The following is a 14191-nucleotide window of genomic DNA, read 5'->3' as shown; positions in this document are numbered from 1 at the left end:
GTGCCGGTTGGCACGCCCCCGAGGGGATCAGCGGCTGGCCAGCGGGTAGGTGAAGAGGGCCAGGTGGGCGAAGTTGAACAGGAAGTGGATCGCGATGGCGATGCTGAGGCGCCCGCTCAGCAGGAAGACCAGACCATAGCAGGCCCCCGCCAGCGCGGCGAACAGCACCAGCAGCGGGCCGCCGGCCAGGTGGACGGCGCCGAACAGCAGGCTGGCTACCAGCACCCCAAGCCAGCGCCGGCTGTGTGCTGCAATCCCCTGCTGCAGGAAGCCGCGAAACAGCGCCTCTTCCGCCACGCAGGTGAACAGCAGGTTGTTGATGGCAAACAGCCACCACCAGCCGGGCAGGCCCACTTCGGGCTTGAGGGCTCCCAGCTGCCAGGCGGCGATCAGCAGGGCCGCCAGCGGCACCAGCAGCAGTGCCAGCCTGCGCCACTGAACGGCGCCGCCCGGGCCCAGCAGGGCGGGCCAGGCCAGCAGCAGGCCGAAGAAGACCAGCGGCTTGTCGAGGTTGAGGTACATGTTGAAGGGCACGCTGGCGGGGCCGGCCTGCACCTGATCCAGCACCTTCAGGTTGGTGAAGCCGGGGATGAGGTGCAGCATCAGCGCCACCGCCCACAGCAGCACGGCACCCAGGGCGACGGCGCGCCAGGGCTGGGGCAGGGTGGGGGTACGCCAGGCCAGCAGCAGGCCCGCCGTGCTGGCCAGCAGGGCGATGGGGCTCAGGTGGCCGAGGCCGAGAGCCGCCAGCAGGGCGACCGCCAGCATGATGAAGCCGGGCAGACGCTGCCGGGCCAGACAGAGCAAGACGGCCAGCGCCAGTGCTCCCCAGATGAGTGAATCAGGTAGAGGTAACATTGAGTCTCCAGGGCCGATGAAAGTGCCGCACCTTAACAATGGGACATCCCATGAGACAAGGCTTAATAAGCTGGTCGGATCCCCGCGCGGCAGGAGGGAGCAGGCGAGCGACCATAAAAAAACCGGAGCTGGGCTCCGGTTTTGGCAAGGATGCGACGCTATCAGCGGCCGGATTCGGCGATCACCCGGGCGATGATGTCGGCCCGCAGGTTGGCGTCCAGTTCGCCCAGGGCGATCAGGCCGGCCTTGAAGATCACGTTCTTCGGCAGGCTGACGTCGTCCAGGGTGGTGATGGCCTCCACGTGCAGGCCATTCAGGCGGCTGGCATCGCGCGGGCTCAGGTTGACCTGGGTGTTCAGCACCTGCTTGCCCTTCTTCTTGGGCTGGGCGGGTTTCTTCGGCTGCTCTTCCAGCTCGTCTTCCGGCAGTTCGTCATCAAAATCGTAAATAGACATAGTCAATCCTGTTGGTTGGGCGAGGGGCCGTGAGCCCGACGTGGTTGTTCCGATGGGGTCAATCAGCCCATATCCTCGTTGCGGATAAAGGCGCGCCAGGAGACGAGCACCTGGGCAAAATCTTCCAGCCCGCACATGGCCAGCTGTTCATCATCGTAGTAGGCGAGATCGTCGAGATCTTCATCCTGCTCGATATTGAGGACGTTGGCCTTCACCTCGGCCTCCTCGTGGGTCAGCAGCAGGGAGTAGTCGCCGCCAAGCAGCCGGTATTCGGTGCGGGCCCGGCTGGAGAGCTGATCGATGATGGCGAACAGCTCGTCGAGTTTCTCCTCGTCCTTGCCCACTTCGTCGATCAGCCACTGACCGATGGCCTCGTGGCCCATGGAGAACCGGGCGCGATAACCGCCGAACGGATCGCGGCGAAATTCATAATCCATAGTTCAGTCCATAGCGGAAGGGTGAGTCGTCATGGGCAGGGGAAAATCCTGCTCCATGGCGGGGCGCATATAGCGTAAAGTGGCCTATTCTAGCGAGCCCCCCCTCGCTTGTCTTGAAGATGTGGCATCTTTGCCCCGGTGCAGGCGCTTTGTGGCCACCCTGCCCCCGCTTTGGAGATGTGATGCAGCTAAACGATACCCTCGCACGCCAGATAGTGGGCCGGGCGATACAGATCCTCTCTTCTTGGCTCAACGTGATGGATGAACGACTGAGGCCCGTCGTAGCTCCTCGTACTCTTGTCTCGGTAACTGGTGGCGCATATGCAGCTCAATGACACCCTCGCACGGCAGATTGTCAGCCGGGCGATGAAGATACTGTCGTTCTCGGTCAACGTGATGGACGAGCACGGCCTTATCATCGCGTCCGGCAACCCGGAGCGGCTCCATCAGCGTCATGAGGGGGCCGTGCTGGCGCTGACCGAGAATCGGGTGGTGGAGATCAGCGACGCGACCGCCCGCGAGCTCAAGGGGGTGCGCCCCGGCATCAACCTGCCCATCGCCTATCAGGGGGAGCTGCTCGGGGTCATCGGCATCTCGGGCGATCCGGACGAAGTGCGTGCTTACGCCGAGCTGGTGCGGATGACCGCCGAGCTCATTCTGGAGCAGGCGGCGCTCACCGAGCAACTGCAGTGGGACAAGCGCCACAAGGAGGAGCTGGTACTGCAGCTCATCCGTGGTGAAGGGCGCGAAGATCAGTTGCAGCAGGCGGCCCGCTTCCTCGGGCTGGATCTGGCCCAGCCGCGGGTGGTGGCGGTGCTGGCGCTGGAGGAGGCCGACCCGGCCCGGCTGCGGGAGCTGGTACACCTGCTGGAAAACCCGGAGCGGGACAACCTGGTGGCCATCAACGGCCTGGACGAGATAGTGGTGCTCAAGCCTGCCCAGCTCAGCGACGGCGTCTGGCAGTCAGAGCAGGAGCGCAGTCGCATCAAGCAGTTGCTGGCCCGCATCCCCCACTTTCGGGTGCGCATCGGGGTGGGTGATTACTTCGCCGGCACCGGCGGGCTGGCGCGTTCCTACCAGACGGCGCGGGACACCTTGCGCCGCGGCATGCGGCAGGCGCCGCGCAAGCAGGTCTATTTCTTCGAGGATTACCGGTTGCCGGTACTGCTCGGCAGTCTGGCGGACTCCTGGCAGGCGGATCAGCTGCGGGCCCCGCTGCACAAGCTGGCGCAGGAGGATACAAAGGGAACACTGCAGAAGACGCTGCGCCAATATTTCTTGCAGGATTGTGATCTGCATCCCTGTGCCGAAGCCCTGTTCATCCACCCCAATACCCTGCGCTATCGGCTGACCCGGATTGAGCAGATAACCGGGTTGAATTTCAACAAGTTAGATGACAAGTTTCTGCTCTATCTCGGGCTCAATCTCGACAGCTGATTTGTTCATATATACAGAAAGTTACGTTTTTAAAAGCTGATATTTGGTTTTTTGACCAAAGCATTCCGATCCCGGATCACCATAATGGCCACCATTCACTCACTAGAAAGGTGCCCGTCATGACCCCGGTTACAGCCCTTGGCGCCCTCGCGGCGCTCTCCATCGCCATCTTCCTGATCCTGAAGAAGGTGCCACCCGCTTACGGCATGATCGTCGGCGCCCTGGCCGGCGGCCTGATCGGCGGCGCCGATCTGACCCAGACCGTCGCCCTGATGATCGGCGGCGCCCAGGGGATCACCACGGCGGTGATGCGGATCCTGGCGGCGGGTGTATTGGCCGGCGTGCTGATCGAATCGGGCGCCGCCACCACCATCGCCGAGACCATCGTCAAGAAGCTGGGCGAGACCCGCGCCCTGCTGGCGCTGGCGCTGGCCACCCTGATCCTGACCGCGGTCGGCGTGTTCGTGGACGTGGCCGTCATCACGGTCGCCCCCATTGCGCTGGCCATCGCCCGCCGTGCCGATCTCTCCAAGGCGGCCATCCTGCTGGCGATGATCGGTGGTGGCAAGGCGGGCAACGTCATGTCGCCCAACCCCAACGCCATCGCGGCGGCGGACGCCTTCCACCTGCCACTCACCTCTGTGATGGCGGCCGGCATCATCCCGGGCCTGTTCGGGCTGGTGATGGCCTACTGGCTGGCCAAGCGCCTCAACAACAAGGGCAGCAAGGTGGCCGCCGACGAGGTGGTGAGCTTTGATGGCAGCAAGCTGCCGGGCTTTGCCGCCGCCATCAGTGCGCCCCTGGTGGCCATCCTGCTGCTGGCCCTGCGCCCCATCGCCGGCATCGTTGTGGATCCGCTCATCGCACTGCCTCTCGGTGGTCTGGTAGGTGCCCTGATGATGGGCAAGTTCGGCAAGGTGAACCAGTTTGCCGTCTCGGGTCTGGCCCGCATGGCGCCGGTGGCCATCATGCTGCTGGGTACCGGTACCCTGGCGGGCATCATCGCCAACTCCGGTCTCAAGGATGTGCTGATCAGCGGCCTGACCGCCTCCGGCCTGCCCTCCTACCTGCTGGCCCCCATCTCGGGTGCCCTGATGTCGCTGGCGACCGCCTCGACCACCGCCGGTACCGTGGTAGCCTCCAACGTGTTCAGCGCCACCCTGCTCGAGCTTGGCATCAGCAGCCTGGCGGGGGCCGCCATGATCCACGCCGGTGCCACCGTGTTCGACCACATGCCCCATGGCTCCTTCTTCCATGCCACCGGCGGCAGCGTCCACATGGGCGTGGGTGAGCGGCTCAAGCTCATCCCCTACGAAACCGCGGTCGGTCTGACCATCGCCGTTGTCTCCACCCTGATGTTTGGCGTGTTTGGCCTCGCCTAAGGAATTGATATGAAAATTGTTATCGCCCCCGATTCATTCAAGGAGAGCCTGAGCGCCATGGCGGTGGCCGATGCCATCGAGGCCGGTTTCAAACAGGTGCTGCCGGATGCCACCTACGTCAAATTGCCCATGGCCGATGGCGGCGAGGGGACTGTGCAGTCCCTGGTGGACGCCACCGGCGGCCGCATTCTGCCCTTCCATGTGACCGCCCCCCTCGGCAACAAGGTAGAGGGCTTCGTCGGTCTGCTGGGGGATGGCGAGCGCGCCGTCATCGAGATGGCGGCGGCCTCCGGCCTGCATCTGGTGGCGCCTGAGCTGCGCAATCCGCTGCACACCTCGAGCAGCGGCACCGGCGAGCTGATCCTGGCAGCCCTCGACATGGGGGTGAAGCACCTGATCCTCGGCATCGGCGGCAGCGCCACCAATGACGGCGGTGCCGGCATGATCCAGGCGCTTGGCGGCAAGCTGCTCAAACGCGACGGCAGCCCCATCGCGCCGGGCGGCGCCGGTCTGGCCGAGCTGGCCACCATCGATCTGAGCGGGCTCGATTCGCGCCTTGCCAAGATCACCATCGAAGTGGCCTGCGACGTGGACAACCCGCTGTGCGGGCCGAAAGGGGCCTCCGCCGTGTTTGGTCCGCAGAAGGGGGCGACCCCAGCGATGGTGGCGCAGCTGGACGCCAACCTGGCCCACTACGCCGACTGCATCGAGCAGGCCCTCGGCAAACAGGTGAAGGAGATCCCGGGGGCGGGCGCCGCCGGTGGCATGGGGGCGGCCCTGGTGGGCCTGCTCGGCGCCGAGCTCAAGCCCGGCATCCAGATCGTCATCGAGGCGTTGAAACTAGCCGAGGCGGTGGCCGACGCGGATCTGGTCATCACCGGCGAGGGGCGCATCGACAGCCAGACCATTCACGGCAAGACGCCAATCGGTGTCGCACGCTGTGCCAAGCGGTTCGGCAAGCCGGTGATCGGTATCGCGGGTTGTCTGACTGACGACTGCGGCGTGGTGCACGAGCACGGGCTGGATGCGGTGTTTGCCGTGGTCAACCGCGCCATGTCCCTGCCGGAGGCGCTGGCCACCGCCACCGCCAACCTGCAGCTCACGGCCCGCAACGTGGCGGCGCTCTATCTGCTGCGACCCTGACCCTCTTCTGGCCGGTGCCTGGCGCCGGCCAACCCCGCCCCGTGTCGCGGTGACGACCCGCTCAACTGCAGGTCTGCCCGAAACACCTTGCCGATCAGTCGATCGGCTTTTTTCATTATCCCGCTGTATCCCCAGAGCTTTTCTGCGGTTTCTGTATTCTGGCAGCCGACTTTGCGGCATAGTGATCCCCCATAGTACAAGGAGCCACCCATGATCTTGCTGACCCTGGGGGTACTGCTGTTTACCCTGACTCACCTCTACCCCTGCTTCGCGCCCGACCACAGGATCCGGCTGCGCGAGCGGTTGGGGGAGCATCGCTACAAGGGACTCTTCTCGCTGGTGCTGTTTATCGGCATCGCCTGCATCATTGCCGGCTGGCGCACTTCCAGCCCCTTGCCGCTCTATTTTCTGCCCGCCTGGGGACCGACCCTGATGATGGCGATGATGCCCATCGCCCTGATCCTGTTCTGCTCCGGCCAGGGACCCAACCACCTGCGGCGCTGGCTGGTGCATCCCCAACTGCTCGGCACCCTGCTCTGGGCCGGTGCCCATCTGGCGGTCAACAGCGAGGCCCGCTCCCTGGTGCTGTTTGGCGGCATCGGCCTGTGGGCACTGGTGAGCATCGTCTGGATTTCGGTGCGGGACTGGCAGCGTCATCCCCGTCCGGCGGCCAACTGGTACGGCACCGGGCTCAGCGTGGGGGCCGGGCTGGTGCTCACCGCCCTGCTGATCTTCTGGGGACACGGCATGCTCACCGGCATCCCGCTCTATTGAGCCGGTGAACCGGCCGGCGTGTTCGCGCGTATGTCACTCATCTGCCCGACAGGAGTCACTCGATGAAAAGGATTGTCTTGTTGCTGACGCTGGCATCCGGCATGGCCGGCGCCGCCTGCCCCGACTACTTCAACGTGGAGATGCGGGAGCTCAACAGCACCCAGCGCCACAACCTCTGCCAGCTGACCGAGGGCAAGGTGGTGCTGGTGGTCAACACCGCCTCTTATTGTGGCTACAGCGGCCAGTTCCGGGATCTGGAGCGGCTCTATCAGGGCTACAAGGAGCAGGGACTGGTGGTGCTGGGCTTCCCCTCCAACGACTTCAGACAGGAGGCGGGCAACGAGAACAAGACCGCCGAGGTGTGCCGGCGCGACTACGGGGTCACCTTCCCCATGTTCAACCGGGTGGCGGTTCGAGGCTCGGATGCGGTACCCCTGTTCAAGGGGCTGGCGGCGGCAGCCGATGGCGATGCCCCCAACTGGAATTTCCACAAATACCTGGTGGGGCGCGACGGCAAGCTCATCGGCAGCTACGGTGCCAACCAGAATCCGGCAGACGATCCCTTGCAACAAGAGGTCAAGCGGGCGCTCGGCCTTTAGCGCTACCCCGCGGCGGGTCGCTCTGGAATAATGGGGGCCCGCTCTTCTCTCTGGTAATCCCGTGCTGCAACGTCTGCCCCAAATGGTGATCTTCGATGCCCTGGTCCGTGAACAGGGGATCTCTGCCGCCGCCCGGCGGCTCGGCGTCTCCAAATCCCACATCAGCAAGCAGCTGGCCCAGCTGGAGACCGAACTCGGTGCCCAGCTGGTGCAGCGCACCACCCGCCGCTTCTCCCTCACCGAACTCGGCCAGGAGTATGCCCGCCACTGCCGTGCCCTGGTGGCGGTGGCGCTGGAGGCGGACTCCATGGTGGCGGAGCGGCGCGGCAAGGTGAGCGGCGTGCTCCATCTGGGGGTCGGTCAATCCTTCGGCCGGCTGCACGTGATCCCGCGCCTCAAGGCGTTTCAGGATCGCTACCCCGAGCTGGAGCTGGAAGTCTCCCTGTTCGATCACCGCACCAATCTGGTGGATGAGGGGCTGGATCTCTGGATCACCACCTACGAGGACAAACCCGAGGCCCTAGTGGGGCAGCGGCTGGCGGACATCGGCTTCGTGCTGGTGGCCTCGCCGGACTATCTCTTGAGCCACGGCACCCCGCTCCATCCCAAGGATCTGGCCCAGCACAACTGCATCACCTACCAGAGCCGGGAGCGGCGCTACCACGAGTGGTCGTTTCGCCAGGGCAAGGAGCGCCAGACGGTGCAGGTGGCCGGCAACTACCGGGTGGATCTGGCGGAGGCGGTGCGCGACGCCGCCCTGGCCGGGCTCGGCATCGCCTACGTAGCCAACTACCTGCTGGACAAGGAGCTGCAGTCCGGCCAACTGATCCCGCTGTTGCCTCAGTGGCGACCAAATCAGAAGATGGCGGTACACGCCGTCTATGCCAGGCGCGAGCACCTGGATCCCAAGATCCGGCTGTTCATCGATTTCCTCAAGGAGGGTTTCGGCCCACATCCCTACTGGGAACAGCGGCTGGCCCCCTGGCTCGGCGGCAAATTGTCCGGTACAGAGGAATAATCGTTTCTATATAAGAACACTGGCTTTCGCTTGATACCAAAATCGAGCCAAATCAGCCAGTTGCCGCAACCGGTATCGTGAAAACGTTTTTGCTAACAGGGCTGTAACCAACTGGACTTGCAGTGGCGAGGCTGGGAGAGCAGAATCCGCGCCCATCTTTTGCCCCACCTGATGGAGTCCCTATGATTGCCCTGCTCGGCATCCTGAGCATCCTGGCCCTGGCCACGCTCTGCTCTGATAATCGTCGTCGTATCCCGTTGAGAACAGTGGGCCTGGCCCTCTGCCTGCAGATCCTCTTCGCCGGCCTGGTGCTCTGGCTGCCCGCCGGTCAGCACGTGCTGAACGGGGTGAGCGAGAGCGTGAGCAGCGTGATCGGTTACGGTCAGGAGGGGATCGCCTTCCTGTTCGGCGATCTGGCCAAGTTCAAGCTGGGCTTCATCTTTGCCTTCAACGTGCTGCCGGTCATCATCTTCTTCTCCGCGGTGATCGCCATCCTCTACCACATCGGCCTGATGCCGAAAGTGATCGCCCTGCTTGGCGGCGGCCTGCAGAAGCTGCTGGGCACCGGCCGCGCCGAGAGCCTCTCCGCCACCGCCAACATCTTCGTCGGCATGGTGGAGGCGCCGCTGGTGGTCAAACCCTATCTCTCCAAGATGTCCGACTCCCAGTTCTTCGCGGTGATGAGCTGCGGCCTCGCCTCCGTGGCTGGCGGTACCCTGGTGGGTTACGCCAGCATCGGGGTCGAGCTGAAATACCTGATCGCGGCGGCCTTCATGTCGGCGCCGGCCGGTCTGGCCATGGCCAAGATCCTGGTGCCGCCTGCCGCCGAAGAAGAGGACCATCATCAGGACGTGGTGATCCCGCGTGCCACCAACGTGATTGAAGCGGCCGCCGATGGTGCCATGTCCGGTCTCAACATCGCGGTCGCCGTGGGTGCCACCCTGCTGGCCTTCGTCGGCGTGATCGCCATGCTCAACGGCCTGCTGGGCTGGGCCGGCGACCTGGTGGGGCTGGAGCTGAGCTTCCAGATCATCCTGGGCTGGCTGTTCGCTCCCGTTTCTTGGTTGATAGGCATCCCCTGGGAGCAGGCTCAGGCCGCCGGCGCCCTGATCGGCACCAAGATAGTGGTGAACGAGTTCGTTGCCTTCATCGCCCTGGTGCAGGACCAGACCCTGAGCGAGTCGAGCAAGGCCATCGTCACCTTCGCCCTGTGCGGTTTCGCCAACATCTCCTCCATGGCGATCCTGATCGGCGGCCTGGGTGCCATGGTGCCCGAGCGCAAATCCTTCATCGCCCGTTACGGCATGCGCGCCATCCTGGCGGGGGTGCTGGCGAACCTGATGAGCGCCTCGCTGGCCGGCCTGTTCCTCGCCCTTTGATTGACCCCAGAAGTTAGCACCTTCCGGTCAGAGCCCGCTTCGGCGGGCTTTTTTGCGCCCGTCTGCCGGCAAAAAAAAGCGCCTCAGGGAGGCGCGGGGGAAAAAGACAGATTGGAAGCGTCACATGGGTGCCACTTGAATGAGGGATGAGCCATGCCATCCAAGTGTGAAGCCATGATGCCTGAGGCTGTCTGAAGCCCTTCTGAGGCGATTCTTCATACTATGTTCATTTTGCTAAACGCAGTGGAGGCTGGTTGGGGGGGAGCGCGACGCCGTCTGCGGTTTGCTGTTCCAGCGCCGGCAACCAGGTTGCTAATGGGATGCCGGCCGCGGCTCAGGGGGTCAGCACAAAATCATCGGCGGTCTGCTGTTCCAGTGCCAGCAGCCAGCGTTTGATGGGGATGCCGCCGGCATAACCGGTCAGCTCGCCGCTGCGGCCGATCACCCGGTGGCAGGGCACTATGATGCTGAGCGGGTTGCGGCCGTTGGCGGCACCCACCGCCCGCACCGCCTTGGGATTGCCGATGGCCTGGGCTATCTCGAGGTAGCTGACGGTCTCACCGTAGGGAATGTCGCCCAGGGCGCGCCATACCGATTGCTGAAAAGGGGTGCCCCGGGCGGCGAGCGGCAGATCGAAGCGGCGCAGCCGGCCGGCGAAGTAGGCAGCGAACTGCTCGACGAAAGGGGCGAGCGCCAGGTCGTCCCGCAGCCACTGGTCGGTCGGCGTCACCGGTTGCTCGCCTCGCACGAACTCCACGTAGCGCAGCCCGTCCCTATCAATGGCGATGAGCAGGGGGCCGTGGGCGCTGTCGCAAAAACTGTATTGCATGTTGTCATCCTCGGGTGTCGGGCCTAGTCCACGACCGGCTTGCCGCGGGTCGATTTAATCTCCCCCTTGCGCTTCTTGGCATCGACCCGCTTGCGCTGGGAGCTGCGGGTCGGCTTGGTGGCATGGCGGGCCTTGGGACGCCAGGCGGCTTTTTTCAGCAGCTCCACTAGGCGGTTCATCGCCTCCTTGCGGTTCATGTCCTGACTGCGATGGGTCTCGACCCGGATCAGAATGAAGCCGTCGTGAACCCGGCTGTCGCTCAGCTTGTCGAGCCCCTCCTTGTAGAGCGGGGTGAGGCTGGGGGAGCTGCGGTAATCGAAGCGCAACCAGACGGCGGAGTCGGTCTTGTTGACGTGCTGGCCGCCGTTGCCCTGTGCCCGCATGGTCTGGAATTGCAGCTCATGCCAGGGCAGGGTGACGCTGTTGGAGATGACTAACATACTGCTGTGCTCTTGTTTGGTGCAGCGGCGCAGGCTGGTTCAGCTTGGTGCCTCATAATGGGGCGAGCTGCGCTCCCTTGGTGATGTCGGGAGAGTCCTGCTCCAGACGTAAATGCTATCTTTTTGAAATTAAACAATAAAAAGACTTGGCACAAGAATTGATTCCCCATTCATGACATACCATGGATTGGGAGCAACCAGATGAAGCTGATTACTGCGATTATCAAACCCTTCAAGTTGGATGACGTGCGCGAGGCCGTCGCCATCCTGGGGGTCGAGGGTCTGACCGTGTCCGAGGTCAAAGGGTTTGGCCGCCAGAAGGGGCACACCGAATTATACCGGGGAGCCGAGTATCAGGTCGACTTCCTGCCCAAGGTCAAGCTGGAGATCGCCACCGCCGATGACAACGTCGAAGGGGTGATCGAGGCGATCTGCAAGGCCGCCTACACCGGCAAGATAGGTGACGGCAAGATCTTCGTCTACGACCTGCTGCAGGCCGTGCGTATTCGGACCGGCGAGAACGACGACGAGGCGCTCTGACGGCCCTGACGGGGCTGGTGATCGATGGGGTGTCGCTGATTGACTCCATGGTGGGGCTGGATAGGATTCTATCCGGCCCCTTTGTTTGAACGGCGTTTAAATATGTGATCCCGCAACGTCAGGATTTCTTGATCCCGCTGTCGAGCTCAATGCAAAATGCAAACAGCAATGGTTCTCACTCGATATAGCAACTCAAGGAATGGATGATGAAAATGAAGATGTTGGCACTGGCTTTCTCTGCGTTGGCGGCTCAGTCGGCGTTTGCCGCAGGGGAAGTGAATGTCTACTCCAACCGCCAGGATGAGCTGATCAAGCCCATCATCCAGCAGTTCGAGAAAGAGTCTGGCATCAAGGTCAACGTGGTGTTCGCCAAAGAGGGTCTGAACGAGCGTCTGGAGCGGGAAGGCAAGCTCTCCCCGGCGGATCTGATGCTGACTGTCGACATCAGCCGGCTGACCGAACTGGTGGACAAGGGGCTGGTGCAGCCGGTGGACAGCAAGATCCTGCAGGAGAACATCCCCGCCATCTATCGCGATCCGGACAATCGCTGGTTCGCTCTGACCACCCGGGTGCGCGCCATCTATTCCAGCAAGGATCGCCTCGGCAAGCTGGACACCATCAGCTACGAAGATCTGGCCAAGCCTGAATTCAAAGGAAAAATCTGCACCCGCAGCGGCAAGCATGAGTACAATGTGGCGCTGGTCTCCTCCATGATCGCTCATCACGGCATGGCGGATGCAAAAACCTGGCTGGAAGGGATCAAGGCCAACCTGGCGCGCAAGCCGCAGGGCAATGACCGGGATCAGGTCAAGGCGATCAAGGATGGTATCTGTGACCTGTCGCTCGGCAACAGCTACTACCTGGGCGCCATGCTGAAGGATCCGGCGCAGAAATCCTGGGCCGATGCCGTCTACATCAATTTCCCGAACCAGGGGGATCGCGGTGCCCACGTCAACGTGAGCGGCGTGGCCATGACCAAGTATGCCAAGAACAAGGCCGAGGCCCAGAAGCTGATGGAGTTTCTGGCCGGCGACACCGCCCAGCACATGTATGCGGACGTGAATGCCGAGTATCCGGTCAAGGCCGGGGTCGAGCCTTCCGCCATGGTCAAGTCCTGGGGCAGTTTCAAGTCTGACGCCCTGCCGGTCAGCGATTACGCCAAGCACCGCAAGGACGCCTTGCAGCTGCTGGATGAAGTGAAATTCGACTTGTAATCAGATGGGGCCAACGGCCCCATCAACCTCTGTGGTCTCATGAAAAATTTTGGATGGATTACCGGCAGCTGGGCCAGCGCCCTGCTGCTGGCCTTGCCGGTGCTTGCCCTGGTCTTCTCCGCCTTCTCGGCCGACGGAGATCTGTTTAGCCACCTCGCCGATACCGTACTGTTCGACTATCTGACCAATACCCTGGGGCTGGTGGTTGGTGTTGTGCTGCTCAGCCTGCTGTTCGGCGTGCCGACCGCCTGGCTGGTGGCCATGTGTCAGGTGCCGGGGCGGCGGGCCCTGCAGTGGGCGCTGATGCTGCCCATGGCCATGCCCTCCTACATAGTGGCTTACGTCTACACGGATCTGCTCGACTACTCGGGTCCGCTGCAGGTGGGGCTGCGGCAGCTGTTTGGCTGGAGCAGTCCGGCCGACTACTGGTTTCCGGCCATCCGCTCCCTTGGCGGCGCAGCCTGGGTGCTGGCGCTGGTACTGTTTCCCTACGTCTATTTGCTGACCCGCGCCTCCTTTCTGGAGCAGTCGGTCAGCCTCATTCACTCCAGTCGTCTGCTCGGTTGCAGCCCCTGGCAGAGCTTTCGCCGCCTCAGCCTGCCGCTGGCACGCCCCGCCATCATGGTGGCGGTATCCCTGGTGGCGATGGAGACGTTGGCGGACTTTGCCACCGTCCACTTCTTTGCCATCAACACCCTGACCACGGCGGTCTACGATACCTGGCTTGGCTATGGCAGTCTGGCCACCGCCGCCAAGCTCTCCTGTCTGATGTTGCTGGCGGTGGTGCTGCTGATCGCGCTGGAGCGTCGTTCCCGCAGTCGGCAGCAGGTGTTCCAGAAGTCCATGGGCCACGAACAGCCGCTGCGCTACCCGCTCAAGGGCGCGCGGCGCTGGCTGGCCGGGCTCTGGTGCTGGGGGCTGGTGCTGGCCGGCTTCGGCCTGCCGTTCGTCATTTTGCTGGACTACGGAGTGCGCTACTTCGAATTGTCGTGGACGCCGGAGTTTGTCCGCTTCGCCGGCAATAGTCTGCTCATCTCGGCGCTGACCGCCCTGCTGGCCATGGGCATCGCCCTGCTGCTCGGCTTCTGCCGTCGCCTCGATGGCGGGCCCAAGAGCCTGTTGCCCCTGCGCATCGCTGCCATGGGTTACGCCATGCCGGGTACCGTGCTCGCCATCGGGGTGCTGGTGCCGCTCACCGCCCTCGATTTTGCCATCAACGATCTGGCCGAGTGGCTGGGGCGTCAGGGGCCTGGGTTGCTGCTGACCGGCACCCTCACCGCCATCGTGTTCGGCTATCTGGTGCGCTTCGTGGCCATCGCCATCGGCTCGGTGGAGAGCAGCATGGGCAAGATCTCCCCCAGCCTCGACATGGCGGCCCGCTCCCTGGGGCAGGGAGATGGCGCCATGCTGCGGCGGGTCCACCTGCCGCTGGTGCGGCGCGGCCTGTTTGCCGGTGCCATGCTGGTGTTCATCGAATCCATGAAGGAGCTGCCCGCAGCCCTGCTGCTGCGGCCGTTCAACTTCGATACCTTGGCGACCCACGTCTACCAGTTCGTGTCGGACGAGATGCTGGAGCGCGGCGCGCTCGGCGCCATCGTCATCGTGCTGGTGGGGTTGTTGCCGCTGATCTGGGTCAACCGCAACCTGGATGGGGCGGGGCACTGAGTCGCCACGTCGGCCAATGAA

General features: G+C 63.6%; 15 protein-coding genes. 10 read left to right on the top strand and 5 right to left on the bottom strand.

What is annotated here, in order from left to right:
• Window positions 1-27 precede the first annotated feature (27 nt).
• The 3 genes from AB5Y94_RS07165 to AB5Y94_RS07155 all read right to left on the bottom strand — a co-directional run bounded on the left by AB5Y94_RS07165 (window position 28) and on the right by AB5Y94_RS07155 (window position 1750).
• Window positions 28-858: a lysostaphin resistance A-like protein gene (locus AB5Y94_RS07165; protein ID WP_368205263.1), complete on the bottom strand. Its 831-nt coding sequence runs from the start codon at window positions 856-858 to the stop codon at window positions 28-30.
• 161 nt (window positions 859-1019) lie between these two features.
• A complete protein-coding gene (locus AB5Y94_RS07160) occupies window positions 1020-1313 on the bottom strand; it encodes a hypothetical protein (RefSeq protein WP_005308637.1) in 294 nt (97 codons plus the stop codon).
• Between the two features lie 62 nt (window positions 1314-1375).
• Window positions 1376-1750 (bottom strand): YacL family protein, encoded by a 375-nt coding sequence (locus AB5Y94_RS07155; RefSeq protein ID WP_005308639.1) that lies wholly within the window; start codon window positions 1748-1750, stop codon window positions 1376-1378.
• 321 nt (window positions 1751-2071) lie between these two features.
• Here AB5Y94_RS07155 and AB5Y94_RS07150 point away from each other — a divergent pair, with 321 nt between their 5' ends.
• From AB5Y94_RS07150 to AB5Y94_RS07120, 7 genes are all read left to right on the top strand, one after another.
• Window positions 2072-3187 (top strand): sugar diacid recognition domain-containing protein, encoded by a 1116-nt coding sequence (locus AB5Y94_RS07150; RefSeq protein WP_208200142.1) that lies wholly within the window; start codon window positions 2072-2074, stop codon window positions 3185-3187.
• A gap of 119 nt (window positions 3188-3306) precedes the next feature.
• Window positions 3307-4569 (top strand): GntP family permease, encoded by a 1263-nt coding sequence (locus tag AB5Y94_RS07145; protein WP_017765278.1) that lies wholly within the window; start codon window positions 3307-3309, stop codon window positions 4567-4569.
• 9 nt (window positions 4570-4578) lie between these two features.
• Window positions 4579-5712 carry a glycerate kinase gene (locus AB5Y94_RS07140; RefSeq protein WP_268037962.1) on the top strand — a complete coding sequence of 378 codons (1134 nt, stop codon included), beginning with the start codon at window positions 4579-4581 and terminating at the stop codon, window positions 5710-5712.
• Window positions 5713-5922: 210 nt separating this feature from the next.
• Window positions 5923-6486, top strand: coding sequence for an NnrU family protein (locus tag AB5Y94_RS07135; protein WP_324039707.1), 564 nt, complete (start codon window positions 5923-5925; stop codon window positions 6484-6486).
• A gap of 62 nt (window positions 6487-6548) precedes the next feature.
• Window positions 6549-7085 carry a glutathione peroxidase gene (locus tag AB5Y94_RS07130; RefSeq protein ID WP_017782231.1) on the top strand — a complete coding sequence of 179 codons (537 nt, stop codon included), beginning with the start codon at window positions 6549-6551 and terminating at the stop codon, window positions 7083-7085.
• A gap of 82 nt (window positions 7086-7167) precedes the next feature.
• On the top strand, window positions 7168-8103 hold the full coding sequence (locus tag AB5Y94_RS07125) for a LysR family transcriptional regulator (protein ID WP_010635159.1): 936 nt from the start codon (window positions 7168-7170) through the stop codon (window positions 8101-8103).
• Window positions 8104-8285: 182 nt separating this feature from the next.
• Entirely contained in the window at window positions 8286-9482 is a 1197-nt protein-coding gene (locus AB5Y94_RS07120; RefSeq protein ID WP_005308649.1) for a NupC/NupG family nucleoside CNT transporter, read from the top strand.
• 334 nt (window positions 9483-9816) lie between these two features.
• Here AB5Y94_RS07120 and AB5Y94_RS07115 read toward each other — a convergent pair whose 3' ends face one another.
• Both AB5Y94_RS07115 and arfB read right to left on the bottom strand, forming a co-directional pair.
• Window positions 9817-10311, bottom strand: coding sequence for a methylated-DNA--[protein]-cysteine S-methyltransferase (locus tag AB5Y94_RS07115; protein WP_211027999.1), 495 nt, complete (start codon window positions 10309-10311; stop codon window positions 9817-9819).
• Window positions 10312-10334: 23 nt separating this feature from the next.
• Entirely contained in the window at window positions 10335-10751 is a 417-nt protein-coding gene (arfB, locus tag AB5Y94_RS07110) for an alternative ribosome rescue aminoacyl-tRNA hydrolase ArfB (RefSeq protein WP_005308653.1), read from the bottom strand.
• A gap of 201 nt (window positions 10752-10952) precedes the next feature.
• Here arfB and glnK point away from each other — a divergent pair, with 201 nt between their 5' ends.
• The 3 genes from glnK (at window position 10953) to AB5Y94_RS07095 (ending at window position 14170) form a co-directional block, all read left to right on the top strand.
• A complete protein-coding gene (glnK, locus tag AB5Y94_RS07105; RefSeq protein ID WP_005308655.1) occupies window positions 10953-11291 on the top strand; it encodes a P-II family nitrogen regulator in 339 nt (112 codons plus the stop codon).
• Window positions 11292-11497: 206 nt separating this feature from the next.
• Entirely contained in the window at window positions 11498-12505 is a 1008-nt protein-coding gene (locus AB5Y94_RS07100) for a Fe(3+) ABC transporter substrate-binding protein (RefSeq protein ID WP_368205262.1), read from the top strand.
• A gap of 39 nt (window positions 12506-12544) precedes the next feature.
• Complete coding sequence (locus AB5Y94_RS07095) at window positions 12545-14170, top strand: ABC transporter permease (RefSeq protein ID WP_368205261.1); 1626 nt, start codon at window positions 12545-12547, stop codon at window positions 14168-14170.
• The last annotated feature ends 21 nt before the right edge of the window (window positions 14171-14191 follow it).

The organism is Aeromonas sp. s5 (genome assembly GCF_040907865.1).
GTDB classification, from domain to species: Bacteria; Pseudomonadota; Gammaproteobacteria; order Enterobacterales; family Aeromonadaceae; genus Aeromonas; species Aeromonas dhakensis.
This window is presented reverse-complemented; position numbering and strand designations above follow the sequence as displayed.

Excerpts from the sequence above, each read along its gene's own strand:
- AB5Y94_RS07130 (WP_017782231.1), top strand. The coding sequence starts at position 6,549 with ATGAAAAGGATTGTCTTGTTGCTGACGCTGGCATCCGGCATGGCCGGC.
- AB5Y94_RS07115 (WP_211027999.1), bottom strand. The coding sequence starts at position 10,311 with ATGCAATACAGTTTTTGCGACAGCGCCCACGGCCCCCTGCTCATCGCC.
- arfB (WP_005308653.1), bottom strand. The coding sequence starts at position 10,751 with ATGTTAGTCATCTCCAACAGCGTCACCCTGCCCTGGCATGAGCTGCAA.
- AB5Y94_RS07100 (WP_368205262.1), top strand. The coding sequence starts at position 11,498 with ATGAAAATGAAGATGTTGGCACTGGCTTTCTCTGCGTTGGCGGCTCAG.
- glnK (WP_005308655.1), top strand. The coding sequence starts at position 10,953 with ATGAAGCTGATTACTGCGATTATCAAACCCTTCAAGTTGGATGACGTG.
- AB5Y94_RS07165 (WP_368205263.1), bottom strand. The coding sequence starts at position 858 with ATGTTACCTCTACCTGATTCACTCATCTGGGGAGCACTGGCGCTGGCC.
- AB5Y94_RS07095 (WP_368205261.1), top strand. The coding sequence starts at position 12,545 with ATGAAAAATTTTGGATGGATTACCGGCAGCTGGGCCAGCGCCCTGCTG.
- AB5Y94_RS07120 (WP_005308649.1), top strand. The coding sequence starts at position 8,286 with ATGATTGCCCTGCTCGGCATCCTGAGCATCCTGGCCCTGGCCACGCTC.
- AB5Y94_RS07135 (WP_324039707.1), top strand. The coding sequence starts at position 5,923 with ATGATCTTGCTGACCCTGGGGGTACTGCTGTTTACCCTGACTCACCTC.
- AB5Y94_RS07145 (WP_017765278.1), top strand. The coding sequence starts at position 3,307 with ATGACCCCGGTTACAGCCCTTGGCGCCCTCGCGGCGCTCTCCATCGCC.
- AB5Y94_RS07125 (WP_010635159.1), top strand. The coding sequence starts at position 7,168 with ATGGTGATCTTCGATGCCCTGGTCCGTGAACAGGGGATCTCTGCCGCC.
- AB5Y94_RS07150 (WP_208200142.1), top strand. The coding sequence starts at position 2,072 with ATGCAGCTCAATGACACCCTCGCACGGCAGATTGTCAGCCGGGCGATG.
- AB5Y94_RS07140 (WP_268037962.1), top strand. The coding sequence starts at position 4,579 with ATGAAAATTGTTATCGCCCCCGATTCATTCAAGGAGAGCCTGAGCGCC.
- AB5Y94_RS07155 (WP_005308639.1), bottom strand. The coding sequence starts at position 1,750 with ATGGATTATGAATTTCGCCGCGATCCGTTCGGCGGTTATCGCGCCCGG.
- AB5Y94_RS07160 (WP_005308637.1), bottom strand. The coding sequence starts at position 1,313 with ATGTCTATTTACGATTTTGATGACGAACTGCCGGAAGACGAGCTGGAA.